The sequence below is a fragment of the Achromobacter sp. genome (assembly GCF_050285585.1).
Taxonomy (GTDB): Bacteria; Pseudomonadota; Gammaproteobacteria; order Burkholderiales; family Burkholderiaceae_B; genus Achromobacter.
The window spans coordinates 63699-87866 of sequence record NZ_JBLZXF010000005.1; the positions used below are offsets into that span (position 1 = coordinate 63699).

At 68.2% G+C, this 24168-nt stretch carries 20 protein-coding genes; 8 read left to right on the forward strand and 12 right to left on the reverse strand.

All coding sequences use genetic code 11. The features are described 5' to 3' along the window. Positions 1-84 precede the first annotated feature (84 nt). Entirely contained in the window at positions 85-1776 is a 1692-nt protein-coding gene (locus tag ACN6PJ_RS09435; RefSeq protein ID WP_427995608.1) for an MFS transporter, read from the forward strand. 12 nt (positions 1777-1788) lie between these two features. On the opposite strand, the gene ACN6PJ_RS09440 is transcribed toward ACN6PJ_RS09435, so the two are convergent. From ACN6PJ_RS09440 to ACN6PJ_RS09450, 3 genes are read right to left on the reverse strand one after another with little or no spacing between them, the layout of a single operon-like run. After that, entirely contained in the window at positions 1789-2523 is a 735-nt protein-coding gene (locus tag ACN6PJ_RS09440; RefSeq protein WP_427995609.1) for a phosphoribosyltransferase, read from the reverse strand. 32 nt (positions 2524-2555) lie between these two features. Further along, positions 2556-3749 carry a M20 aminoacylase family protein gene (locus ACN6PJ_RS09445; protein ID WP_427995610.1) on the reverse strand — a complete coding sequence of 398 codons (1194 nt, stop codon included), beginning with the start codon at positions 3747-3749 and terminating at the stop codon, positions 2556-2558. 19 nt (positions 3750-3768) lie between these two features. Continuing rightward, entirely contained in the window at positions 3769-4752 is a 984-nt protein-coding gene (locus ACN6PJ_RS09450) for a Bug family tripartite tricarboxylate transporter substrate binding protein (protein WP_427995800.1), read from the reverse strand. Between the two features lie 118 nt (positions 4753-4870). Here ACN6PJ_RS09450 and ACN6PJ_RS09455 point away from each other — a divergent pair, with 118 nt between their 5' ends. Both ACN6PJ_RS09455 and ACN6PJ_RS09460 read left to right on the forward strand, forming a co-directional pair. Further along, the gene (locus tag ACN6PJ_RS09455; RefSeq protein WP_427995611.1) at positions 4871-5812 is read left to right on the forward strand and encodes a LysR family transcriptional regulator; all 942 of its coding nucleotides are present in this window, start codon (positions 4871-4873) and stop codon (positions 5810-5812) included. 96 nt (positions 5813-5908) lie between these two features. Next, positions 5909-7318 (forward strand): MFS transporter, encoded by a 1410-nt coding sequence (locus tag ACN6PJ_RS09460; protein WP_427995612.1) that lies wholly within the window; start codon positions 5909-5911, stop codon positions 7316-7318. 27 nt (positions 7319-7345) lie between these two features. Here the strand turns inward: ACN6PJ_RS09460 and ACN6PJ_RS09465 are convergent, their stop codons facing one another. From ACN6PJ_RS09465 to hutC, 7 genes are all read right to left on the reverse strand, one after another. Beyond that, positions 7346-8110, reverse strand: coding sequence for a carbon-nitrogen hydrolase family protein (locus ACN6PJ_RS09465; protein WP_427995613.1), 765 nt, complete (start codon positions 8108-8110; stop codon positions 7346-7348). 136 nt (positions 8111-8246) lie between these two features. Further along, positions 8247-9464 (reverse strand): imidazolonepropionase, encoded by a 1218-nt coding sequence (gene hutI, locus ACN6PJ_RS09470; protein WP_427995614.1) that lies wholly within the window; start codon positions 9462-9464, stop codon positions 8247-8249. Positions 9465-9500: 36 nt separating this feature from the next. Beyond that, positions 9501-11030 carry a histidine ammonia-lyase gene (gene hutH / locus ACN6PJ_RS09475; protein ID WP_427995615.1) on the reverse strand — a complete coding sequence of 510 codons (1530 nt, stop codon included), beginning with the start codon at positions 11028-11030 and terminating at the stop codon, positions 9501-9503. A 44-nt stretch (positions 11031-11074) separates the two neighbouring features. Continuing rightward, positions 11075-12487 (reverse strand): purine-cytosine permease family protein, encoded by a 1413-nt coding sequence (locus ACN6PJ_RS09480; protein WP_427995616.1) that lies wholly within the window; start codon positions 12485-12487, stop codon positions 11075-11077. Positions 12488-12567: 80 nt separating this feature from the next. Further along, complete coding sequence (gene hutU, locus ACN6PJ_RS09485; protein ID WP_427995617.1) at positions 12568-14280, reverse strand: urocanate hydratase; 1713 nt, start codon at positions 14278-14280, stop codon at positions 12568-12570. A gap of 92 nt (positions 14281-14372) precedes the next feature. Next, a complete protein-coding gene (locus tag ACN6PJ_RS09490; RefSeq protein ID WP_427995618.1) occupies positions 14373-14975 on the reverse strand; it encodes a HutD/Ves family protein in 603 nt (200 codons plus the stop codon). Next, a complete protein-coding gene (gene hutC, locus ACN6PJ_RS09495) occupies positions 14972-15715 on the reverse strand; it encodes a histidine utilization repressor (RefSeq protein WP_427995619.1) in 744 nt (247 codons plus the stop codon). The genes ACN6PJ_RS09490 and hutC overlap by 4 nt, the downstream gene beginning before the upstream one ends. A gap of 187 nt (positions 15716-15902) precedes the next feature. Here hutC and ACN6PJ_RS09500 point away from each other — a divergent pair, with 187 nt between their 5' ends. The 3 genes from ACN6PJ_RS09500 to ACN6PJ_RS09510 all read left to right on the forward strand — a co-directional run bounded on the left by ACN6PJ_RS09500 (position 15903) and on the right by ACN6PJ_RS09510 (position 19453). Next, positions 15903-16193, forward strand: coding sequence for a metal/formaldehyde-sensitive transcriptional repressor (locus ACN6PJ_RS09500; protein ID WP_043541998.1), 291 nt, complete (start codon positions 15903-15905; stop codon positions 16191-16193). Between the two features lie 28 nt (positions 16194-16221). Then, the gene (locus ACN6PJ_RS09505; RefSeq protein WP_427995620.1) at positions 16222-17331 is read left to right on the forward strand and encodes an S-(hydroxymethyl)glutathione dehydrogenase/class III alcohol dehydrogenase; all 1110 of its coding nucleotides are present in this window, start codon (positions 16222-16224) and stop codon (positions 17329-17331) included. A 178-nt stretch (positions 17332-17509) separates the two neighbouring features. Then, complete coding sequence (locus ACN6PJ_RS09510) at positions 17510-19453, forward strand: bifunctional metallophosphatase/5'-nucleotidase (protein ID WP_427995621.1); 1944 nt, start codon at positions 17510-17512, stop codon at positions 19451-19453. Positions 19454-19488: 35 nt separating this feature from the next. Here ACN6PJ_RS09510 and ACN6PJ_RS09515 read toward each other — a convergent pair whose 3' ends face one another. Further along, positions 19489-20634, reverse strand: coding sequence for a glycosyltransferase family 4 protein (locus ACN6PJ_RS09515; RefSeq protein ID WP_427995622.1), 1146 nt, complete (start codon positions 20632-20634; stop codon positions 19489-19491). Beyond that, on the reverse strand, positions 20631-21635 hold the full coding sequence (locus ACN6PJ_RS09520) for a hypothetical protein (protein ID WP_427995623.1): 1005 nt from the start codon (positions 21633-21635) through the stop codon (positions 20631-20633). Before ACN6PJ_RS09520 ends, ACN6PJ_RS09515 begins: the two co-directional genes overlap by 4 nt. Before the next feature lie 428 nt (positions 21636-22063). Here ACN6PJ_RS09520 and panB point away from each other — a divergent pair, with 428 nt between their 5' ends. Beyond that, entirely contained in the window at positions 22064-22915 is an 852-nt protein-coding gene (gene panB, locus ACN6PJ_RS09525) for a 3-methyl-2-oxobutanoate hydroxymethyltransferase (RefSeq protein ID WP_427995624.1), read from the forward strand. A gap of 48 nt (positions 22916-22963) precedes the next feature. Next, entirely contained in the window at positions 22964-24073 is a 1110-nt protein-coding gene (locus ACN6PJ_RS09530) for a GTPase (protein ID WP_427995625.1), read from the forward strand. The last annotated feature ends 95 nt before the right edge of the window (positions 24074-24168 follow it).

The following is a 24168-nucleotide window of genomic DNA, read 5'->3' on the forward strand; positions in this document are numbered from 1 at the left end:
CCCCACCTCCCATCGGCTTAGGCGTACCATTACCCGACCCAGACAGCCTGCCGGGGCGGCTCCGCGCGCCTCGAACCCATCCCCATGCTGCAACCCGTTTCGGCCACGAACGACCTGCCCCCGGAAACGCCGGCCGCCCCCGCCCCCGTCCTGCAGGTAAGCACGCTTTCCCCCTTCGCCTTCCCCGCGTTCCGGATCATCTGGATCGCCAATCTGTTCGCCAACCTGGGCACCTGGGCGCAATCCGTCGCCGCCGCATGGATCATCACCACCGAACAGAGCAGCCCGCTGATGGTCGCCATGATCCAGGTGGCCGCCGCGTTCCCGCTGGTGGCGCTGTCCATCCTGACCGGCGTGCTGGCCGACAATTACGACAGGCGCAAGGTCATGCTGACGGGCATGCTGCTGGAACTGGCCGGGGGCCTGTTCATCACCGTGCTCGCCTTCGCGGGACTGCTGCACCCCGTCACGCTGATCGCGTCCGTCTTCTGCATCGCGATCGGCAGCGCCATCGTCACGCCCGCCTGGCAGGCCGCGGTGGGCGAACAGGTGCCGCGCGCCCACGTGGGTAGCGCAGTGCTGCTGAACAGCGTCAATTTCAACGTGGCCCGCGCCGTGGGTCCGGCCATCGGCGGCCTGCTGCTGGGCGCCATGGGCGCGCCCTGGGTGTTCCTGCTGAACTGCTTCTGCTACGGCAGCCTGATCTGGGCGATCTGGCGCTGGAAGCGGGACCTGCCCGCGCGCCGGCTGCCGCCCGAGGGGATTTTCGAAGGGGTCGTGGCGGCGGTGCGCTACACCCAGCACTCCACCGTGACCAGGCTCGTCATGCTGCGGTCCTTCGCCTTCGGGCTGTCCGCCAGCGCGCTCTGGGCGCTGCTGCCCCTGCTGGCGCACGAACACGAGGGCGGCAGCGCCCTGCTGTACGGCTACATGCTGGGCGCGCTGGGGCTGGGCGCCATCCTCGGCAGCGCCGTGGTGCGCCGCGTGCAGGCGGCATGGGGCGCCAGCGGGCTGGTCAGCGTGGCAGCCGGGCTGCTGGCCGCCTGCCTGCTGGCGCTCGGCCTGGCCGGCTCGCTGTGGATTGCGTTCCCCGCGCTGCTCCTGTCCGGCAGCTGCTGGATCGGCGTGCTGGCCACCTACAACACCACCGTCCAGATGCTGGTGCCGGACTGGGTCAAGGCGCGCGCCCTGGCGCTCTACCAGACCGCCATCTTCGGCGGCCTGGCGGCGGGTTCCTTCATGTGGGGCCACTTCGCCGAAACCATGGGCGTTTCCGGCGCGCTGGCGGCCGCCGGCATCATGCTGGGCATCACCGTGGCGCTGCTGTACCGATCGCGCCTGCCCGAACAGGTGGACACGCAATCGCTGGCGCGCGCCGACAACACCGAGCCCGCGCTGGCCGCGGCGGGCTTCAATACCCAGCACGGCTCCGTGCTGGTCGCGGTGGAATACCAGATCGAGCGGGACAAGCTGTCCGCGCTGATCCAGGCCGCGCGCCCGCTGCGCCTTTTGCGGCTGCGCAACGGCGCGCAACAGTGGCAGCTGTTCCGCGACCTGGAGCGCGAAGGCGTCTGGCGCGAGGTGTTCCTGGTGGAAAGCTGGATGCAGTACCTGCGCATGATCGACCGCATGACCCTGGCCGACAAGATGGTGCTGGACAAGGTGCGCGCGCTGCACGCCGGCGACAAGCCCCCGGTCGTGTCGCGCAATGTCAGCTATCTGGCGATGAACGAGGCGCAGGGCTTTTCGCTGCGCCGGGATCCCGAATCCCTGTAGCCGCGTATCCGGCTACGCCGCCTCCGGCGCCCAGCCTCCCGGCACGCGGCGCATGCGGGGAGACTCGAACGCGCAGGCCACCGGTATCGGCGCTCCCTGCGCGTCCACGAGGCGCGCGCGCCAGCGCACGCCCTGGCACATGGCCACCACGATGCCCGCCACCTCGGCGCCGCAGCGGGCCAGCAATTCCAGCGCGGACGCCATCGTCTGCCCCGTGCTGACGGCATCGTCCACCACGAGCACCCGGCGGCCGGCCAGGCTGCCCGCAAGGTTCGGGTCCACGTACAGCAACTTGCCGGCGTCCGGCGTCGTCAGCGAATGCACCGGCACGGCCAGGCGCTCGTCGTACCAATACTTGCGCGAATAGCCGAATGGCACATAGCGCGTGAATCCCAGCCCGCGCGCCACCATGGGCGCGAAAGCCAGGCCCAGCGTGGGCAAGCCCACCACGATTTCGGCACCGAAGGCGCGCGCCCGCTCGGCCATGAAACCCGCCAGCGCATCGACCACGTCCAGGCTGGCGTGATTGGCGATCAGCGAGGCCACGCAGCGTTCCGGGTCGCCAGGCACGCCGCGCAGCGGCAGCACCAGGTAGCGGCCGTCCGGCAGCCGCGCGGGATAGCCCCGGCAATAGGGCGGGTCCGGCGGCAGGGACAGCGCGTCGGCGCTGACGATCTCCTGCCAGTAGCCGGTGGTGGCGTCGAACGCCGGCGCGCCGGCGGAGGTCGGGTCGAGAGGAGCAGTCATGCGTCGTGGATAAAGCGGCGGCCGGCGGCGGATCAGCGCGCGTCGGCGGCCAGGTAGGCTTCCGCCAGCGTCACCCAGTAGCTGGCCGTGACCGGCAGGATGCCATCGTTGAAATCGTAGTCGGGGTTGTGCACCATGCAGCCGCCTTCGCCCTCGCCGTTGCCGACGATGAAGTAGCTGCCCGGCACCGCCTCCAGCATGAAGGCGAAATCGTCGCTGGCCTGCAGGGGCTCGAGGTCGGGAATTAGCAGTCCTTCGCCGAGCCAGCCGCGCGCCACGTCCGCCGCGAACTGCGTGGCGCCGCGATCGTTGACCACGGGCGGATAGCGCCAGCGGTAGTCCACTTCGACGGTGGCGCGGTGCACCGCCGCCTGGGCGGTGGCGATCGCGGTGATGCGCTCGCGCAGCAGCGCCCGCGTTTCCGGCCGGCGCGCGCGCACCGTCAGCCGCAGCTCCACCGATTTCGGAATCACGTTGGGCGCGTCGCCCCCATGGATGGCCCCAATGGTCACCACCGCCATGTCGTTGGGGTCGATCTCGCGCGAGACGATGGTCTGCAGGGCCAGCACGATGCTGGCCGCGGCCACGATGGGATCCACCGCCACGTGCGGCATCGCGCCATGGCCGCCGACGCCGCTGACCGTCAGCACGACCGTATCGGACGAGCTGTACATCACGCCGGAACGGAAGCCGAAATGGCCGGCCGGGTAGCCAGGCTCGTTGTGGAAGCTGTAGACCGCATCGCAGGGAAACCGTTCGAACAGGCCGTCGGCGATCATCTTCTGCGCGCCGCCATGGCCTTCCTCGGCCGGCTGGAATATCAGATGCAGCGTGCCGTCGAAGCGGCCGCGCTCGGCCAGGGCGCGGGCGGCGGCAAGCAGGGTCGCGGTATGGCCGTCATGGCCGCAGGCATGCATTTTCCCCGGATGCCGGCTGGCGTACGGCAGGCCGGTGGTCTCGTGGATGGGCAGGGCGTCCATGTCGGCCCGCAGGCCCAGGCGGCGCGAGCCGCCGCCCAGCCGCAAGGTGCCTACCACGCCGGTCACGCCCAGGCCCCGATGCACCTCGTAGCCCCACGCTGCCAACTGCTGCGCCACCAGGTCGCCGGTATCGACCTCTTCGTAGGCCAGTTCGGGATTGGCGTGGATGCGGCGGCGCAGAGCCACCATCTCGTCCTGGATGGCCTGGATTTCGGGCAGCACGGGGCCGCTTGCGGTAATGGTCATGGCGTTGGCGTCCTCGGGCTTATTCCTGCTGGATGTTGGCGCTCTTCACGATGTGGCCGTACAAGGCCTTTTCCTTTTTCAGGAACTCGGCGAATTCCTGGGCCGTGCCCTGGCCCGCGATGGCGCCGCCTTCGGCCAGGCGCTTCTGCACATCGTCCAGCTTCAGCACGGCGTTCAATTCCTGGTTGAGCCGCCGCACCACGGCGGGATCCGTGCCCGCCGGCGCGAAGACGCCTGTCCAGGTATTCAATTCAAAGCCCTTGAGCGCCGGCGTTTCGCCGAACGCCTGCACGTCCGGCAGCGTGTCGACGCGTCGGGCCGAGGTCACCCCCAATGCATGCAGCTTCTTCTGTTGCACCAGCGGCGTGGCGCTGGTGGTCACCAGCAGGCCGAGGTCCACCTGGCCGCCCATGACGTCGTTGGTGATTTGCGCGCCCCCTCGATAGGGCACGTGCACCAGCTTGACCTTGGCCTGGTCCTGCATCACCTCCATCGCCAGGTGCAGCACCGTGCCCACGCCCGACGAGGCATAGGTCAGCGTGTCGGGCTTTTCCCGCGCCAGCGCGATGAGCTCGCCCATGTCCCGCGCCGGCAAGCCCGGGCGGGCCAGCAGCACGACGGGCGCGGTGGTTACCAGGGCCACCGGCTCCAGATCCGTTTCGGCGTCGTATTTCACCGCGGAGTTGATCAACCGGGCCACGCTGATGGGGCCATCGAAGCCCATCACCAGCGTGTAGCCGTCAGGCTTGGCATGAGCGGCCTTCGCCACGCCCAGCACCCCGCCGGCGCCGGCCACGTTGTCCACGATGACGGACTGCTTGAGCCGGTCCGCCAGTTTCTGCGCCACCAGCCGGGCAGTCGTATCGACATTGCCTCCGGGGCTGAACGGCACGATCAGGGTCAGGGGCCGGGCTTCGGGCCAGGCGGCTTCGGCGGCCATGGCCGGGGCGGCGCACAGCGTGACCGCCAGCGCGGAGACGGACAGGAACAGACGTTTGAACATGGCGGGAACGGTCGAATGCGCGCGCAAGATGGGCGCGTAGGAGGGCGACGGCGCCATGCTACTCAGATCCTGGTAATAACTGAAATGTTATATTTTTATAGATTCATCAGGTAAATCTATGACCAAGCCTCTCCTGCCGGACAGCGCGCCCGTCCCGGCGCGCCAACCCACGCTGCGGCAGTTGCGCGGTTTCAAGGAAGTGGCCCGCCATGCCAGCTTCAGCCGCGCCGCCCAGGCGCTGGCGCTGAGCCAGCCCGCCCTCTCCGCCGCCATCCGCGAACTGGAGACGCTGATGGGCGTGACGCTGTTCGAGCGCAGCACCCACCACGTTCGGCTGACTCCCGCGGGCCTGGCGGCTCGCGCCCAGATCGAATGGCTGCTCAATACCTATACCCAGGGCGCCGAAGACCTGCGGCGCGTGCTGGACACGCAGGCGGCCACCGTGCGGATCGGCTGCATCCCGTCCACCATGCACCTGCTCGCCCCGGTGGTCGCCCAATGGCGCCAGCGCCATCCGGATATCGCGCTGATCCTCAGCGACCATCTCAACGACGAATTGATGGCCGCGCTGGGCAATGGCGAGCTGGACATCGGGCTGGGCCTGGACTTCGGCCTGACGCCCGGGCTGGCCGCCGCCTTCGTGGCGCAAGACGATCTGGTGGCCGTGCTGGCCCGCAGCCACCGCCTTGCGCGCCGCCAGGCGCTTACCTGGCAGGATCTGAAGGCGGAGCCGCTGGCCGTGCTATCGCGCGGCAGCACCTACGAAATGATCGTTTCCACGCTGCGGCAGCAAGGCTCGGACCTGGCCGCGACCGACACCCTGAACTACACCGACACGCTGTACAGCCTGGTGCGGGCCGGCCTGCGCGTGGGGCTGATCTCGCGGCTGTACACACAGGGCCAGCGCCTGGACGGCCTGTCCATCGTGCCCTTGCAGCGCCCGCGGCTCACGCGGCGCATCTGCCTGATGGCGCGCGCGCCGGAAAAACAGGCGCGCGCGGCGGTGCGGCGCTGCTACGCTGAATTGGCGGAACAGCTGCGCGTCCACAACGTGGAATAGGCGGGCGGCGCCCGCGAGGCCCGCCGCCCGTGCCGTAGAATCGACGGTCACGATTCCCGGTCCGCAACGCGGACGCCTCGCGAAGTCGCCTGTCACATGCTCACCTTCTCCCGCAATACCGTTTATCCGGCCGGCGTCGGCCTGCCGGCGTCGGAACGCCTGGGCGCGCTCCTGGCCGTCATGCTGGCGCTGTGCATGGCCAGCCTGGACACCGCCATCGCCAACACGGCGCTGCCCACCATCGCGCGGGACCTCGGGGCCAACGACGCGGAATCCATCTGGGTCATCAGCGGCTACCAGCTGGCCATGGTGGCGGGCCTGCTGCCCGCCGCGGCGCTGGGCGAGATCCTGGGCCATCGCCGCGTCTATATCGTGGGCCTGGCCCTGTACACCGCGTCGTCGCTGACCAGCGGCCTGGCGCCGTCGCTGCCCATGCTGGTGGCGTCGCGGATCCTTCAGGGCCTGGGAGCGGCCGGCGTCATGAGCGTCAACGGCGCGCTGCTGCGCTTCATCTATCCCTCCCACCTGCTGGGCCGCGGACTGGGCCTGAACGCCATGGTGGTGGGCCTGTCCTTCGCGGCGGGCCCCACCGTGGCGTCGGCCATCCTTCTGCTTGGAAACTGGCACTGGCTGTTTCTCATGAATGTTCCGGTCGGCATCGTGTGCGCGGTCCTGGCCCTGCGCGGCCTGCCCAAAACGACCCGCGCGCCGCATGGCTTCGACGGCCTGGCCGCGGCGCTATGCGCCCTGACGCTGGGCCTGTTCGTGCTGGGCACCAATGAGCTGGCGCACGGCGCCCCCCTGCCGCGCGTGACGCTGGAATGGGGCATCGCCGCGGCCAGCCTGTTCCTGCTGATGCGAAGGCAGGCCGGGCATCCCGCGCCCATCCTCGCCGTCGATCTGCTGCGCCGGCCCTTGTTCGCCCTGTCCGCCGCCACCGCCATCTGCGCCTTCGCGGCCCAGGCGCTGGCGTTCGTATCCTTGCCCTTCCTGCTGCAGACCACGCTGGGCTACACCCAGGTGGAGACGGGCTTTCTGATCACCCCCTGGCCTGTGGTGGTGGCTTTCATGGCGCCGATCGCCGGGCGCCTCTCCGACCACTACCCCGCGGGCATGCTGGGCGGCGTGGGGCTGGCGCTGATGGCCCTAGGCATGGCGCTGCTGGCGCTGATGCCGGCCGACCCGCCCGTCTGGGACATCTGCTGGCGCATGGCCGTCTGCGGCGCCGGCTTCGGTTTTTTCCAGTCGCCCAATCTGCGCGCCATCATGATGTCGGCGCCGGCCTCGCGGGCGGGCGGCGCCAGCGGCATGATCGGCACCGTGCGCCTGCTCGGTCAGGCGTCTGGCGCGGCCCTGGTGGCCGCCTGTTTCAATGTGTCCAGCACGCAGGGCGCGGTCGCCGCGCTATGGCTGGGCGGCCTGTGCGCCGCGCTGGCCTGCGCCGCCAGCTATTCGCGGCTGCGCTTCGACGCCTCCGAGCCCGCGCAGGCGCGGTGCCCGCGCTAGGGCCCGTTCGCCCGGGCGGCCTGCCGGCTACTCGCGCACGTAGCAGGGGTACTGCAACTGTTGCGCGCGTGATTTCCTGGGGTCCACGTCGACCGCCACGATAGCCTCGCCATCGGTGGACGTCGCCAGCGGTTCGCCATCCGGCTGGAAGGCAAACGCACAGCCGCCGAATACCTGCCCGTCCAAAGCACGCCCGGCGCGGTTCGAACTGATCACGTAACACCCCGACACCAGCGCCGCCATGGCGCCGGCCGTCAGCCAGCGCCGGGTCGACGCGCTGCTGGCGCGCGGCGCCACGATCAACTCCGCTCCGTCCCGCCCGTAGCGCCGCGATCGTTCGTTGAACATGAGCTCGGTGCATAGCTGCACGCCCACGCGGATTCCGCCCACCTCGAAGACCTCGAAGCCCTCCATGGCGGGCTCGAACCAGGTCGCCTCGAAATAACCGGGTTCCTGCGGAAAGTACTGCTTGTGGTGCAGCCTGGTGTAGCGCCCGCCCTCAAGGGCATAGGCCTCGTTGGCCAGGCGCTTGCCCGCCGGCACCGGGCGGGACGACACGATGGCCGGCACGTTCAGCGCCGCCAGGGCCTCCAGCCCCGCCTCGTGGATCCGCAACGACTCCGCGGCCCGCGCCGCGTCATAGGTGGACGTAGCGGCCAGCCAAGGGCCGAACGGCATCTCGCTGGTGATCAGCAGGTCGGGCGCCAGTTCGCCGATGCGATCGGCGATGCCTTCCCACGTGGCGCCTTGCGGCGCCAGGTCTACGGGGCTTTCCATCATGCAGACACGCATGCGCTCTCCTTGGACGATGTGCTCGCCCGGCAGCGGGCGCGTTGGAGCCACATCGTAGAACGCCGCGCCAGGCCTGCGCGCGCCCGACCCGCCACCTGGTCCTTTTTGGACGCACATTGGTCCGAATCCGCCGCAATCAATCCCGCTGCGGCGCGCCCGCTTCTTCCGCGTGCCGGATGACGCGCTTGGGCAGGTCCCCGCCTATCCAATAGGCCAGTTCGGACGGGTGGCCGATGTCCCACGCCACGAAGTCCGCGACCCGCCCGGCCGCCAATTCCCCATGCGTGCCTTGCAGCCCCAGCGCCCGCGCCGCGTGCACGGTCACGCCGGCCAGCGCCTCCTCGGGCGTCATCCGGAACAGGGTGCAGGCCATGCTCAGCATCAGCCGCAGGGACAGCACGGGCGAGGTTCCCGGATTCAGGTCGCTGGAAATGGCGATGGGCACGCCATGCCGGCGCAGGCGTTCGACCGGAGGCAGCTGCGTCTCGCGCAGGGCGTAGAACGCGCCCGGCAGCAGCACCGCGACGGTCCCGGCCCGGGCCATCGCCAGCACGTCGCTTTCGGTCAGGTATTCCAGGTGGTCCGCCGACAGCGCGCCATAGCGCGCCGCCAGCGTGGCCCCATGCAGCGAAGACAACTGTTCGGCATGCAGCTTGACCGGCAGGCCCAGCTGGCGGGCGGCCTGGAACACGCGTTCGACCTGGCCGGGAGAGAACGCCAGGTGCTCGCAGAACGCGTCGACGGCATCGATGAGGCCTTCGGCCGCCAGCACCGGCAACATGCGCTGCGTCACCTCATGGACATAGTCGTCCGCACGTCCGGCGAACTCAGGCGGCAGCGCGTGCGCGGCCAGGCAGGTGGCCCGGACCGTCACGGGCAGGGTCTGCCCCAGCCGCCTGGCCACCCGCAGCATCTTGCGTTCGTTGGGCAGGTCCAGCCCGTAGCCCGACTTCACTTCCAGCGTGGTGACGCCATCGCGAAGCAGATGCAGGGCCCGCCCGCGCGCGCCGGCATAGAGTTCGTCTTCCGAGGCGGCGCGCGTGGCGCGCACCGTGCTGGCGATGCCGCCGCCCTGCGCCGCGATCGTGGCGTAATCCACGCCCTGCAGCCGCTGCTCGAATTCCAGGCTGCGATTTCCGCCAAACACCAGGTGCGTGTGGCAGTCGATCAGCCCGGGCGTGACCCATGCCCCGCCCAGATCGTGCTCCCGCTCCGCCTCCATGGGCGGCAGCGCCGCTTCGGGGCCGATCCATTCGATGCGATCGGCGCGGGTCACGATGGCGGCGCGCTCGATCATCGAATAGGCGCCCCGCGTCATCGTCGCGGCGTGGAAATTGCGCCATAGCTGTCTCATGTCCTCTCCTTGAAGGCGCGTCTCGCGTCGGTCCGGTCAAAGGCTGGGCAGCAGGCCGGCAGGCATCAGGCCGTTCAAGGCCTGTCCGGCGATCAGGGCGCTGGCCGCCGCGATGTCCGGGGCGAAGAAGCGGTCTTCCTCGTAGTGCGGCACTTGCTCGCGCAGGATGCGGCGCGCCTGTTCCAGCCGAGGCGAAGTCTTGAGGCCCTCGCGGAAATCCAGGCCCTGGCAGGCTCCCAGCCATTCGATCGCCAGGATGCCGCGCACATTCTCGGCCATGGCCCACAGCCGCTTGCCGGCGTTGGGCGCCATCGACACATGGTCCTCCTGGTTGGCCGAAGTCGGCATGCTGTCCACGCTGGCCGGATGGGCCAGCGCCTTGTTGTCGCTTGCCAGGGCCGCCGCCGTGACCTGCGCGATCATGAAACCCGAATTGACGCCGCCCCGGCTGACCAGGAACGGCGGCAATTGCGACATGTGCTTGTCCATCATCAACGCGATGCGCCGTTCGGACAGCGCGCCGATCTCGGCCAGCGCCAGCGCAAGATTGTCGGCGGCCAGCGCCACGGGTTCGGCATGGAAGTTGCCCCCGGAAATCACGTCGCCCTGAGCGACGAACACCAGCGGGTTGTCCGACACCGCGTTCGACTCGATCCGCAGCACCTCGGCCACGTGGAGAATCTGCGTCAGGCAGGCTCCCATCACCTGGGGCTGGCAGCGCAGGGAGTAGGGGTCCTGCACCTTGCCGCAATCCACGTGCGAATGGCCGACTTCGCTGTCCTCGCCCAGCAGATCGCGGAACACCGCCGCAACGGCGATCTGGCCCGGCTGCCCGCGCGCCTCGTGAATGCGGGCATCGAAGGGCACGCGCGACCCCAGCATGGCCTCGACGCTGAGGCTGCCGCAGACCAGGCCCGCCGCCATCATGTCTTCGGCCTCGAACAGGCCTCGCAAGGCATAGGCCGTGGAAACCTGCGTGCCATTGAGCAGCGCCAGGCCTTCCTTGGCCGCCAGCGTCAACGGCGCCAGCCCGGCGCGGGCCAGGGCTTCTTCGGCGGGCAGCCATTCGCCCTGGAAACGGGCGCGGCTTTCGCCCAGCAGCACCAGCGACATGTGCGCCAGGGGCGCCAGGTCCCCCGAGGCGCCCACCGAACCCTTCAAGGGAATATGCGGATACACGCCAGCGTTCACCAGCGCGACCAGGTGATCGATCACGCGGCGGCGGATGCCGGAGCAGCCGCGCGCCAGGCTGTTGATCTTCAACACCATGATCAGCCGGACCATGGCGTCGTCCAGCGCCTCCCCCACGCCGGCGGCATGCGAGCGCACCAGCGAGGTCTGCAGGGCTTCCAGGTCTTCGCGCGCGATCTTCGTCGACGCGAGCAGGCCGAAGCCGGTATTGATGCCGTAAACCGTGCGGCCTTCGGCGATGATGCGTTCGACCGTCGCCACGCTGGCGTCGATGGCGCTGGCCGCGCCGGCGTCCAGGGTCAGGCGCACCGGCTGCCGATACACGCGCCGCAGATCGGACAAGGTCAGGTGGCCGGGCTTCAAATGCAGATCCATTCTGTGTCTCCCGTGCCGGATCTCCGGCACCGTGCTGTTTATTTTCAAGCGGCCTTGTGCGCGGGCTTGCGAAGCGCGGACCTCGCGCCGCGGCGGGCAAACAGGTAGTAGAGGATGCTCGGAACGATCAACCCTATGATCCACGAGATGTCCACGCCGCCCAGGCGCTCAACCATCGGCCCCGTATAGAGTTTGGTCGAAATGAAGGGCATCTGCACCAGCACGCCGAAGGTATAGACCAGGATGCCGGGCAGGTTCCAGCGCCCATAACGCCCATTCGGATCCGACAGCGCGGGCACGTCGTAGCGTTCGCGGCTGACGAAGTAGTAGTCCACCAGGTTGACCGCGCTCCAGGGCGTGAAGAACGCGAGCAGGAACAGGATGAAGGACTTGAAGGCGTTCAGGAAGGAATGCTGCCCCGCCAAGGCCACGGCCGTCGCCACTCCCACGATCAGCACCACCGCCGCCGCGCGCTGCCAGCGCGTGATCTCGACCGAGCCGCGAAAGCCGCTGATGACGGTGGCGATGCACATGAAACTGCCATAGGAGTTCAGCGTGGAGATCGTGACCTTGCCGAACGCGATGCTGAAGTACAGCAGCGCCGCCATCGTCCCGGTGCCTCCCAGGCCGACGATGTACGCCACCTCGCGCCCCGCGAACTGGCCGGCGGACATCGCGGCGGCCAGCACGCCGAGCACCATCGCGATCTGCGCGCCGATGACCGACCCCAGCCCGACCGCCAGGAACGTCTTCACCGGCGACGTGGAACTGGGCAGGTACCGCGAGTAGTCGGCCACATAGGGGCCATAGGCGATCTGCCACGACGCCGCCAACGACACCGCCAGCAGGAACGAGCTCCAGCTGAAATGGCGGATCTGCAGGAGCTGGCCGACGTCGCCCACCGCGATCACGCGGCTGAACAGATAGACGAACGCGATGATGCCCAGCACCGTCGCCGCCCGGCCGATGATGTGGATCACGCGGTAGCCGAACAGCGTGGCCAGGATGATGACGGCGGCGAAAATCAGGATGCCGGCGGTGTCGCTGACGCCGAACAGCTGGCCCAGCGCCTGCCCCGACAGCACGGTGCCCGTGGCGGTGAAGCCCAGGTACATCAGGCACACGAGCACGATGGGGATCGCCGCGCCGTACACGCCGAACTGCACGCGGCTGGAGATCATCTGCGGCAGCCCCAGCCTGGGGCCCTGCGCCGCGTGCAGCGCCATCACGGCGCCGCCCAGGACCTGGCCGATGAACAGGCCGATCAGCGACCAGAACACGTCGCCGCCCAGCACCACGGCGAGCGCGCCGGTAACGATGGCGGTGATCTGCAGATTGGCGCCCATCCACAGCGTGAACTGGCTGTAGAGCTTGCCGTGCCGCTCGGACTCAGGAATATGGTCAATGGAACGCCGCTCCAGTAGCGGCGCGGACCCTGCCTCGTTGCCCAAAGCCATTGCATTGCCCCGAAATTGGGGCGGGGATTTCGGCACGCTGCCGCCCCGCCCCGGTTAGCGAAATGATGCTGCGCACGGGCTCAGCGCGAGCCCGTGATCATGGGCAGGTTCAGGCCCTGCTCCCTGGCGCATTCGATCGCGATGTCGTAGCCGGCGTCCGCGTGGCGCATGACGCCCGTGCCCGGGTCATTGGTCAGCACGCGGGCGATGCGCTCGGCCGCCTCGTCCGTGCCATCGCACACGATCACCATCCCCGCGTGTTGCGAGAAGCCCATGCCCACCCCGCCGCCGTGGTGCAGCGACACCCATGTCGCGCCGCTGGCCGTATTCAGCAGCGCGTTGAGCAGAGGCCAGTCGGAGACGGCATCCGAACCGTCGCGCATGGATTCGGTTTCGCGGTTGGGACTGGCGACGGAACCGGAATCCAGGTGGTCGCGGCCGATGACGATCGGGGCCGACAGCTCGCCCGCTCGCACCATTTCGTTGAATGCCAGCCCGAGCCTGGCGCGCTCGCCCAGGCCCACCCAGCAGATGCGCGCCGGCAGGCCCTGGAAGCTGATGCGCTCGCGCGCCATGCTCAGCCAGTGGTGCAGATGCGTATCGTCGGGGATCAGCTCCTTGACCTTGGCGTCCGTCTTGTAGATGTCTTGCGGGTCGCCGGACAGCGCGGCCCAGCGGAACGGCCCCACGCCGCGGCAGAACAGCGGCCGGATGTAGGCGGGCACGAAGCCCGGGAAATCGAAGGCGTCGCTCACGCCTTCCTCCTTGGCCATCTGGCGGATGTTGTTGCCGTAGTCGAACGTGGGGATGCCCTGGCGCTTGAACGCCAGCATGGCTCGCACATGGACGGCCATCGATTGCTTGGCTGCCTTGACGACGGCGGCGGGCTCGCGCTGCGCGCGGGCGCGGTAGTCCTCCCAGGTCCAGCCGGAAGGCAGGTATCCGTTCAGGGGGTCGTGCGCGCTGGTCTGGTCCGTGACCATGTCGGGCCTGACGCCGCGGCGCACCAGCTCGGGCAGGACGTCGGCGGCATTGGCGCATAGCGCGATAGAAATGGCGCGGCCCTCCTTCGTGTACCTGGCGATGCGCGCCAGCGCGTCGTCCAGATCCTCGGCCTGCTCATCCACATAGCGGGTGCGCAGCCGGAAATCGATGCGGCTCTGCTGGCATTCGATGTTCAGGGAGCAGGCGCCGGCCATCGTGGCGGCCAGGGGCTGCGCGCCGCCCATGCCGCCCAGGCCGGCCGTCAGCACCCAACGGCCCTTGAGATCGCCGCCGAAATGCTGCCTGCCCGCCTCGACGAAGGTTTCGTACGTGCCTTGCACGATGCCCTGGCTGCCGATGTAGATCCAGCTGCCCGCGGTCATCTGCCCGTACATCGCGAGGCCCTTGGCGTCCAGCTCGTTGAAGTGTTCCCAGCTGGCCCAGTTGGGCACCAGGTTGGAATTCGCGATCAGCACGCGCGGCGCGTTGGCGTGCGTCTTGAACACCCCCACCGGCTTGCCCGATTGCACCAGCAGCGTCTCGTCGCCGTTCAGTTCCTTGAGGGTCTCGACGATCTTGTCGTAGCACTCCCAATTGCGCGCCGCCCGGCCGATGCCGCCGTAAACGACGAGTTCCTTCGGATTTTCAGCGACGTCCGGATCCAGGTTGTTCATCAGCATGCGCAAGGGGGCTTCGGTAAGCCAGCTCTTGGCGGTCAGTTGATTGCCGCGCGGCGCGCGGATGACGACATCGCGGTATCGGGTGGATTGGTCCAAGACGGTCTCCTTGATCGGTTCATCCGCGGACATTTGGAATGCGCGGCGCTTGTCCAGATCATAGGACCCCTATGCTTGTATATACAAGATAGTAAGACTGATATTTTTCTAAGGGATTTCCCGGATCAATCGGCGGACGGAGTGAGCTCGATCACGCAGGCGTCCAAGGCGCCTGCGCCCTCCAGGCGGTACTCCGCCAGGCCTTCCTGCCCTTCGATGTGCAGACAGTCGTAGCGTCCGGGCACGGCATGCGCGACGCCATTCACGCCCACCGAAAGATCCTGCCCCGCGTTCAGGATCAGCACCGTGCGCGCCGCGCTGTGGAAGGTCCAGGGACGGGTTCCGCCCGTCCATTGAAACCGCGCCCGGTGGCGGACCGGCGCATAGATCAGGTTGAAATCGCGGATCGGGCCGTCCACCAGGCGGCAGTGCACGGACGAGTCGCCCGAGAAGGCGTACGCCTGGCGCTGGCCCAGCGGCGCCTGCGCGCATCCGTCAACGGTGAGCTGCATACCTTGCCCTTCGAGCACGGTGATGATGCGCCGATACCCGGAGAAGGTGGAGAATCCGCCCTCCTGGGCCACGTCCGCGATGGAAAGCCGCCAGTCGAACGCGGCCGTGCAGCCGCCCGGGTTGCACGCGACTTCCTGCGTGGTGCCTCCGCCATTGCGCCAGGGCATGCGGGGATAGTCGACGGCGCGGTAGAGCCGAACGTCGGGATAGATCATGTGGTGAACTTTCCTTCCAGGCGATGACGCGAGCCCGGGTGGATCAAACGGGCCAGCGTGACGACGCGTTCGCCCGACCAGGTGCGGCGGCTGATCAGCAGGCAGGGCTCTTCACGGTCGATCTGCAGCAACTGGCATTCGCGCGGCTTGGCCAGAATCGCCTCGACCACATGCTCGCCCTCGCTCAGCGGCGCCACGCGGGTCAGGTACTCGTACGGCGTGCTCCGCGTGAAATCCTGCTTGAGATAATCCGGCGCGAGCTTCACGTTGACGTAGCGGTCTTCCAGCTGGATCGGCACGTCGTCCTCGAAGTGGACGATGACCGAATGGAACACCGGCTGCCCCGCGCGGATCTCCAGCGCCTGGGCCTGTTCGGCGCCGGCCGGCTCTTCCGCCAGCCGCACGACGCGGCTATGGTGGCGATGATTGCGCGCCGCGATCTCGTCCGCGATGTTGTTGACCGCGAACAGCGCCGACCGCGCCTTGGGCTGCGCGACGAACGTGCCCACGCCCTGCATGCGCACCAGCAATCCTTCGGAAGTCAGTTCGCGCAGCGCGCGATTGATCGTCATGCGGCTGAAACCCAGCTCATCGACCAGCTCGCTTTCCGAGGGCACGCGATAGTGCGCCGGCCAGGCGCCGGAGCGGATCTGCTGCGCAATCATCTGCTTGACCTGCGCGTAGAGCGGAGCGGGCGGGGCATCGGCCTGAACGGGCAGTCTGGGAGGAGAAGAGGCCACGGGAAATCCTGTGAGGAGCCGCGATTCGGCGGGAACGAAGGTTCCAAGTATAGACAGGTATAGATGGGCTGTGAACGTATCCGGGCCGCTGACCGGCGCGACCCGGCATGGCGAAACCCATGTAGGGCGGTGGACGGCGAGCTCGGCATTCCTTATACTCCCCCCCTGTATTGCTTCGGAGCCTGCCGTGCCGCATTCGCCGGAAGAGAAAAAACGTGTCGTCACCCGCTTGCGCCGCATCCAGGGGCAGGCGTTAGCATTGGAACGCGCGGTCAACGAAGGCACGGAGTGCGGCGCGCTGTTGCAGCAATTGGCCGCCCTGCGCGGCGCCGCCACGGGCCTGATGGCCGAGGTGCTTGAAAGCCATCTCCGGGAGACTTTCCTGCAATCCTCCCAAGGCGGGCCGCAAGCGGCCAGCGTCAACCCCGAAGCCGAGGTCGAGCAGCTGATGCGCATCGTCCGTTCCTATTTGAAGTAACGCTACCTGACACTCGTGGAGCAAAACTATGAAATCACGCGCAGCAGTCGCATTCGGACCCGGCAAGCCGCTGGAAATCGTTGAAATCGACGTCGCGCCCCCGCAGCGCGGCGAGGTGCTGGTGAAGATCACCCATACGGGCGTCTGCCACACGGACGCCTTCACCCTGAGCGGCGACGATCCGGAAGGCCTGTTCCCGGCCGTGCTGGGCCACGAAGGCGCCGGCGTCGTGGTCGAGGTCGGCGAAGGCGTGACGTCGCTGAAACCGGGCGACCACGTCATTCCGCTCTACACGGCCGAATGCCGCGAATGCAAGTTCTGCCTGTCCGGCAAGACCAACCTGTGCCAGAAAGTGCGCGCCACGCAGGGCAAGGGCGTCATGCCCGACGGCACGTCGCGCTTCAGCTACGAAGGCAAGCCGCTGTACCACTACATGGGTTGCTCGACCTTCAGCGAGTACACCGTGGTCAACGAGATCTCGCTGGCCAAGATCAATCCGGCCGCTCCGCACGAGAAGGTGTGCCTGCTGGGCTGTGGCGTTACCACGGGCCTGGGCGCCGTGCACAACACCGCCAAGGTCAAGGAAGGCGATACCGTCGCCGTGTTCGGCCTGGGCGGCATCGGCCTGGCCGTGATCCAGGGCGCGGTGCAGGCCAAGGCGGGCCGCATCATCGCCGTGGACACCAATCCCAACAAGTTCGTGCTGGCCAGCGCCATGGGAGCCACCGACTGCGTCAACCCCAAGGACCACGACAAGCCGATCCAGGACGTCATCGTCGAGATGACCGACGGCGGCGTGGACTTCTCGTTCGAATGCATCGGCAACGTGCACGTCATGCGCGCGGCCCTGGAGTGCTGCCACAAGGGCTGGGGCGAGAGCATCATCATCGGCGTGGCCGGCGCCGGCCAGGAGATCAGCACCCGTCCGTTCCAGCTGGTCACCGGCCGCGTCTGGCGCGGCTCCGCCTTCGGCGGCGTCAAGGGCCGCACGCAGCTGCCCGGCATGGTGGAAGACGCCATGAGCGGCAAGATCGATCTCGATCCGTTCGTGACGCACACCCTGCCGCTGGAGCGCATCAACGAAGCCTTCGACCTGATGCATGAAGGCAAGTCGATCCGCACGGTGATCCACTTCTGAGCCGAAGCCGCCCGCTGAACGCGGGCATACGCGCGGGCCCGGCGCGCTGCGCCGGGCCCGCGCCGTTTCATGACGATCGCGCGATCCGTCTTCCGCGCGCATGACAATGCTGTCATTCATTTCCGCGTCATCTTGACCCGCGACCATTCGTCCTCCAATAACGGAGGGATGCACGCGAATGACCACGTGGAAGAGAAACGCCGCCGCGGCAATGCTGAGCGCCCTGGCGCTATTGGCCGGCTGCGGCGGCAGCGACGACGACGACAACGACACCCCCGCCAGCCCCGCGCCCGAACAGCCTGCGCCGGAACAGCCGGCTCCAGCCCGTCCGATGGAACTGACGATCCTGCACATCAACGATCATCACTCCAACCTGGACGCCAAGAAGAAAACCCTCACGCTCAAGGCGGCCAGCGGCGCGCCCCTGGCCGTGAGCGTGGACGCCGGCGGGTTTCCCCGCGTGACCGGCGCAATCGGCGCCCTGGCCGCGCAATCGGCCAATGTGCTCACGCTGCACGCGGGCGACGCCACCACCGGCACGCTGTATTTCAACCGCGCGGGCGAACCCGGCGAAGCCGACGCCGCGCTGATGAACACGGTCTGCTTCGACGCGATGACGCTGGGCAACCACGAGTTCGACAAGGGCGACGGCGGCCTGAAGCGGTTCATCGAACTGCTGCATTCCGGCGCCTGCCAGACGCCGGTGCTGAGCGCCAACGTCACCTTCGGCGCCGACTCGCCGCTGCATCCCTCGCGCGCGCCCGGCATGGTCCAGCCTTCCGTCGTGCTCCAGCGGGATGGCCAGCCGATCGGTCTCGTCGGCCTGACCATCGCCAACAAGACCCAGCAATCCTCCAGCCCGGATCCGGGCACGCTGTTCTCGGACGAAACCGCCGCCGCGCAACAGCAGATCGACGCCTTGCGCGCCCGGGGCGTGAACAAAATCATCGTGATGAGCCATATCGGCTATGACTACGACAGGCAGGTCATCCCGCGCCTGAGCGGGGTGGACGTGGTCGTGGGCGGCGATTCGCACACGCTGCTGGGGCCCGATGCCATGATGGACTACGGCGTGGGTTCGCCGGCCGGCGCCTATCCCACCGTGCTGCAGGACAAGGACGGCAAGCGCGTATGCCTGGTGCAGGCCTGGGAGTATTCGCAGGTGGTCGGCGAATTGAAAGTGAGCTTCGACGCCAAGGGCGACGTCACCGCCTGCGCCGGCACGCCGCACGTTCTGATGGGCAGCGCGCTCAGCGTGGCGGGCGCTCCGCCCGCCGCCGCCGACGAGGCCGCGATCCGGGCGGACGTGCAGGCGAGCGGGTTCCTGCGAATCCAGGAACCGGACGCCCGGGCCGCCACGGTGCTGCAACCCTTCAAGGCCAAGGTCGACACCTTCAGCGCCAGCGTGGTCGCCGCCGTTCCGCAGGAACTATGCTCCCGCCGCGTGCCCGGCGGCCCCGGATCGCGCGACTACAGCCGCTCGAGCGCCGCGTGCAATACCCTGGGCAACGTCAGCCTGCGCGGCGGCGATATCCAGCAATTGGTGGCCCAGGCCTACCTGGACGTGGCCAACGCCAACTACGGCGGCGCGGACATTTCCCTGCAAAGCGGCGGCGGCGTGCGCGTGCCGCTGCTGGGCAACGTGACCGCGGCCAACGTGATCGAAGTCGTGCCGTTCGGCAACATGCTCTGGCGCCTGGAAGTGACCGGCGCCGAGGTCAAGAACATGTTGGAGGACGGCATGCAGGCCGTCTACGGCCCAGGCGGCTCGACCGGCCCGTATCCGTACGCGGGCGGCCTGCGCTGGGACGTGAATGCCGCCCAGCCCCAGGGCAACCGGGTATCCGGCATCGAGGTGCTGGACCAGGCCAGCGGAAACTGGCTGCCGCTGGACGCCAACCGCAGCTACAGGCTTTTCGTGCTGAGCTTCAACGCCACCGGCGGCGACGGCTACAAGACCCTGGCCGATGTGCCCGCCGCCCGCAGGCAGGACATCGGCGTGCTGGACGCCGACGTGCTTCAGGCCTACATCGACAAGCAGGCCAAGGACCCGGCCAGCGGGCTGCCGGTGCTGAACCTGCTTCCAGCCGGCCTGTACAGCACCAAGACGTACAGCGAGTAGCGGTCCGCCGCGGCGCCGGGGATCCGGCGCCGCGGTCATGAGGTGAGCCGCAGGCGGTAGGGCTGCCGCGCGCGCCCCTCGTGATAGACGCTTTCGGTCTTCCCGACGAACGTGGCCAGCGAGAACTCCTTCAGCGCCGTGCTGCGCGCCTCTTCGCCCATCCTGCCCAAAGCGTCCCGGTTCGCCAGGATCCGGGACAGGGCCTGGACCACGCTGTCCACCGACGCGGGAGGCACCACCCAGCCATCGCGGCCGTCCGTGACATTCTCGGTCAGCCCGCCCACTTCGCTCACGATCACCGGCTTGCCCGCGGCCATCATCTCGCGGCAGGCGAATGAAATCGTCTCCAGCTTCGACGACAGCACGAAGCCCACGTCCAGCGCGGACAGGAACGGGCGCACATCGTCCAGCAGGCCCGTGAACACCACCTGATCGGACATGCCCAGCTCGGCCACGCGCCGCATCTGTTCGGCGTCCGGCAGCTTGCCGGCAATCAGGATCACCACCTGCCGGCGCTGCTGAACGGGCAGCTTCGCGACGGCGGCGACCATGTCCAGCCAGTTCTTGTAGACCGCGGTCCCCGCGTTGCTGCCGATCACGAGCCGGCCCTGCATATTGCCGGGCAACAGGCTGTCCCGCGCCCGGGCCGCCTGGCTCCGCGTGGCGGGACGGCATCTCTCCGTATCGACGCCGTTGTGCACCACGCGCAGGTCCTCGTTGCGGAACACGGATTGCTTCATCCGGCGAAAGGTATGGCTGCAAACGCAGATGACGCGATTGGTGCCCCATTTGGCGCGCACGCGCGCGCCCAGGCTCGTCGCGCTGCGGTCCGTGTGCTGGGTATAGACGATGAAAGGGCGGCGAGCGCCCATGCCCATGGTCGCCAGCATGCACAGCCTGTGATCGGCGGAGCCGTTGACGTGCACCACGTCGAACTGTTCATCGCGCAGCAACGCGCGCAGGCGGCGCAGCGCGCGGACCTGCGCAAGCGGCCGGCCCTTGAATTCCAGCGGAATCGTCCGCACGCCGGGCAGGGCGCCCGCCTCGGCCAGCAACCGGCTGCCCGCGGGCGCGGCCACGGTCACCTGCGACTTATGGCAGAGAATGCGCGCCAGCGACATCACATAGGTCGTGTGGCCGCCGCCATCGCCTTGATGGAAATTGGTGTAGAGAATCTTCATGCGCTCACATCCCCAAGCGTTTGCGGATCCGCCTCCCGCGACAGCAGGCAGCTCCAGTGGCGTTTTTCGAATACGTCGCCGCCCAGCCGGCTGGCGGGAGACAGGTTGTAGACCTTGATCCCGCGCGCGCGCAGCAGCCGCCCGGCCTGCCGGAACGCGGGTTCGATGTGCCCCGAGAACTGCCTGTCCAGCGCGGTGGGCAATTGCGACGCGGCGCTTTCATAGAATCGGGGGCCTGCGGCGGCCGTCAGGTCCAGGCCGTGCAGGTAGACGGTTTTTGCGCCCAGCCACGCCAGCAGCTGCAAGGACGTGTAGGCCACCGTCCCGCCGCCGAAGAGGCCGCGCGGAGGATCCAGGCTGAAGCCGTGCGCGTGCACGGGATGCCGCGCATCGAACAGCACCAGGCCAGAATCCTCGGCCAGCTCGGCTTCCAGCGCTTCGGGACGCGCCCGCGGCCGCAAGGCGCGCTGATGCACTTCCTCGAACAGGGCGACGCGGCAGCGCACGGCGCGGCCGTCGAACAGGAATGCGATCCAGCGATAGACTTCCGGCGTGACAAACAGGGTCAGGTCCTGCGCCAGCACCTCCGCCACCAGATCGCGGCGGCGCTTGACGAAGCCCGCGTCCAGCATCGCGTAGTAGTCGAAACACAGGGAGGGCCGTTGCCGCCGCAGCGCGATGGAGCCATTGACGCCCATCACCGCGCCCAGCCGGCAGCGCGCATAATCGATCTGCGCCACGGAAGGGCCGCTGAGAATCAGGTGCGCGTCGCCGGCGATGGCGCGAGCCAGCTGTTCCAGCGGCGTGGTGGCCGGGCCGCGCACGCCGCGCAGCTCGCATCCGGCCAGCCGCCCGTCCGCGTCGCGCCGCACTTTCACGAAAGGCCACAACGTTTCATTGTGCCGATACGCCTGGGGCCGCGTGTAGCGATAGAAATAGCGCAAGCCCTTGGTCAACGGGCGCGAGCGCAGCAAGCGGGGAATGAGCCCGAAACTAGGCATGGACAATGTTGCGTGTATGCCGCAAAAAACTTGACGAGCGACAAATTCTACGCAGCCGGCCCAGCGCAAACGCGAGTGAAACCGTTGAGATGTAACGCTTTCACGCCCCCGGCAAGGCGTCCCTAAATTGCACGGAAAACCAGTCTCCCCGCCGCGGGTGCGCCGCGCGGACGGCCCGGCTCATAGAGCGCCCCCTGCGCATTCATAGTGCGTATATACCAGGCAATCCGAATCAGGATGCGACGGTGTCGATACGGACGCGGCAACACCTTCGATTACGTTTTGCCGCAAAGATTAGCCTTTCGAGGCCCTGCGCGCCGCTAGCGCGCCTCGGCGCGCGGACACCGGCATTCCGCTACGATGCGGATACCGGCATGGCGGGCCCCGGCCGCCGACGCACGCACTGCCCCCCATAGGAAAGGAATCCGATGTCTACGACCGCCACCCTGGCCGCCGCCGCGGCAACCGCCAGCACGCCCCGGATGAGTGTCCCCGCGTTCCGGGCCCGCAAGCGCCAGCAGCCGCTGGTCATGCTGACGGCCTACACGGCCCGCATGGCTGAACTGCTGGATGCGCACTGCGATGCCCTGCTCGTGGGAGACAGCCTGGCTCAGACCATCTACGGCTTGCCATCCACCGTGCCCGTCACGCTGGACATGATGATCGCGCACGGCGCCGCCGTGGTGCGCGGCTCGCGGCGCGCGCTGATCGTCGTAGACATGCCCTTCGGCAGCTATGAAGAAAGCCCCGAACAGGCCTTCCGCTCGGCCGCCCGCGTCATGAAGGAAACCGGCGCGGGCGCGGTGAAACTGGAGGGCGGACAAAGCATGGCGCCGACCGTCGCCTATCTTTCGGCCCGCGGCATCCCGGTCATGGGCCACGTGGGCCTGACGCCCCAGGCCGTGAACATCCTGGGCGGATACGGCGCGCGCGGCAAGGGCGAAGCGGAGTACGCCCGCATCGCCGCCGACGCCGCCGCAGTGGCCGAGGCGGGCGCGTTCTCGCTGGTGATCGAGGGCGTCGTCGAGCCCCTGGCCGCATCGATCACCGAGGCTGTCGCCTGCCCAACCATCGGCATCGGAGCCTCCCCCCGCTGCGACGGCCAGGTGCTGGTGGTGGACGACATGCTGGGCATGTTCGACCGCACGGCGCGCTTCGTGAAACGCTACGATGACCTGGCCGCCCGCATCCAGCAGGCGGCGCAGGGTTATGCCGCAGAGGTGAAAGACCGGACATTTCCCGATCCCGCCCACCTTTACGGCGTGCCCGCAGCGGCCTGAGCCGCGCGCGGCTAGAATCGTCCCCATGTCTTCCTACGCGCACACCCCATGAGCACGCCCCGCAGCGACCCTCCCCAACTGCAGGACGCGATCGCGGACGCCATCAGCACCGCGACGCGCGGGGCGGGTCGCGTGAACATCCTGGTCGCGGGCAAGACCGGCGTGGGCAAGAGCACGCTGATCAACGCCGTGTTCCGTGGCGATCTGGCCAAGACCGGCGCGGGCAAACCCGTCACCCAATCCACCCAGGAATTCACCAAGCCGGGGCATCCGCTCACCATTATCGACACCCGCGGCCTCGAAGTCGGCGACTACGAGCGCTCGCGCCGGCAACTGGCCGACCTGATCCAGGAGCGCTCCGCGTCCGACGACCAGGACAAGCACCTGCACGTGGCCTGGCTCTGCATCCAGGACAGCAGTCATCGCGTGGAAGACGCCGAGATCGAACTCTGCGACATGCTGTCCGACGCCGGCATACCGGTGGTGGCGGTGCTGACCAAGGCGCGCAAGAACAGCGCCTTCGTGGACGAGGCGCGCAAGCTGCTGCCGCGCGCCAAGCAGGTCGTGGCGGTGCGCGCGCTGCCGGAATGGATCGAGGAACTGGACGCCGAGCTGCCGCCCATGGGCCTGGACAAGCTCATCGAGGTCACGGCGCTGCACATCCCCGAATCGCAGCAGCGGGCGTATGCCAACGCCCTGTCCACGCGCAACAAGAAGGCTCTGGAAGTAAAAAAAAAGCGGGCTGAGATAGAGGTCAACGTGGCGGCCGGGCTGGCCGCGTCGGCCGCCGCCGCGCCCATCCCGTTCTCCGACGCCTTCGCGCTGGTGCCCATCCAGGTCGGCATGATCGCCAAGATCGGCATCACCTTCGGCATGGAACTGGACACCACCGCCATCACCACGCTGGTGACGTCCACGCTGGGCGCGTCCGCCGCCACGCTGGTCGGGCGCTCGGTCGTCTCCGGCCTGCTGAAATTCATCCCGGGAGCGGGCAGCGCGGTAGGCGGAACCATCGCCGCCACCACGGCAGGCACCATCACCAAGCTGCTGGGTAATGCCTACGTGGCGGTGCTGTACGACTTCTGCCTGAAGAATCCGGGCAGGGATATCGACATCGCCATGATCGCTGCCGCCTTGAAGCAGCGCGTCAGCTTCTGAGCGGCGCCCGCCGGATCTATACTTTTTCCACGCCCCGGCCGTTGCGACGCGCCATCGGCCAGGGCGTCCCGCGCCGCGCGTCGGATCCTCTATGG

Excerpts from the sequence above, each read along its gene's own strand:
- ACN6PJ_RS09440 (WP_427995609.1), bottom strand. The coding sequence starts at position 2,523 with ATGACTGCTCCTCTCGACCCGACCTCCGCCGGCGCGCCGGCGTTCGAC.
- hutI (WP_427995614.1), bottom strand. The coding sequence starts at position 9,464 with ATGAGACAGCTATGGCGCAATTTCCACGCCGCGACGATGACGCGGGGC.
- ACN6PJ_RS09435 (WP_427995608.1), top strand. The coding sequence starts at position 85 with ATGCTGCAACCCGTTTCGGCCACGAACGACCTGCCCCCGGAAACGCCG.
- ACN6PJ_RS09490 (WP_427995618.1), bottom strand. The coding sequence starts at position 14,975 with ATGATCTATCCCGACGTTCGGCTCTACCGCGCCGTCGACTATCCCCGC.
- ACN6PJ_RS09450 (WP_427995800.1), bottom strand. The coding sequence starts at position 4,752 with ATGTTCAAACGTCTGTTCCTGTCCGTCTCCGCGCTGGCGGTCACGCTG.
- hutH (WP_427995615.1), bottom strand. The coding sequence starts at position 11,030 with ATGGATCTGCATTTGAAGCCCGGCCACCTGACCTTGTCCGATCTGCGG.
- ACN6PJ_RS09505 (WP_427995620.1), top strand. The coding sequence starts at position 16,222 with ATGAAATCACGCGCAGCAGTCGCATTCGGACCCGGCAAGCCGCTGGAA.
- ACN6PJ_RS09465 (WP_427995613.1), bottom strand. The coding sequence starts at position 8,110 with ATGCGTGTCTGCATGATGGAAAGCCCCGTAGACCTGGCGCCGCAAGGC.
- hutU (WP_427995617.1), bottom strand. The coding sequence starts at position 14,280 with ATGTCCGCGGATGAACCGATCAAGGAGACCGTCTTGGACCAATCCACC.
- ACN6PJ_RS09510 (WP_427995621.1), top strand. The coding sequence starts at position 17,510 with ATGACCACGTGGAAGAGAAACGCCGCCGCGGCAATGCTGAGCGCCCTG.
- ACN6PJ_RS09460 (WP_427995612.1), top strand. The coding sequence starts at position 5,909 with ATGCTCACCTTCTCCCGCAATACCGTTTATCCGGCCGGCGTCGGCCTG.
- panB (WP_427995624.1), top strand. The coding sequence starts at position 22,064 with ATGTCTACGACCGCCACCCTGGCCGCCGCCGCGGCAACCGCCAGCACG.
- ACN6PJ_RS09520 (WP_427995623.1), bottom strand. The coding sequence starts at position 21,635 with ATGCCTAGTTTCGGGCTCATTCCCCGCTTGCTGCGCTCGCGCCCGTTG.
- ACN6PJ_RS09445 (WP_427995610.1), bottom strand. The coding sequence starts at position 3,749 with ATGACCATTACCGCAAGCGGCCCCGTGCTGCCCGAAATCCAGGCCATC.
- ACN6PJ_RS09515 (WP_427995622.1), bottom strand. The coding sequence starts at position 20,634 with ATGAAGATTCTCTACACCAATTTCCATCAAGGCGATGGCGGCGGCCAC.
- ACN6PJ_RS09455 (WP_427995611.1), top strand. The coding sequence starts at position 4,871 with ATGACCAAGCCTCTCCTGCCGGACAGCGCGCCCGTCCCGGCGCGCCAA.
- ACN6PJ_RS09480 (WP_427995616.1), bottom strand. The coding sequence starts at position 12,487 with ATGGCTTTGGGCAACGAGGCAGGGTCCGCGCCGCTACTGGAGCGGCGT.
- ACN6PJ_RS09530 (WP_427995625.1), top strand. The coding sequence starts at position 22,964 with ATGAGCACGCCCCGCAGCGACCCTCCCCAACTGCAGGACGCGATCGCG.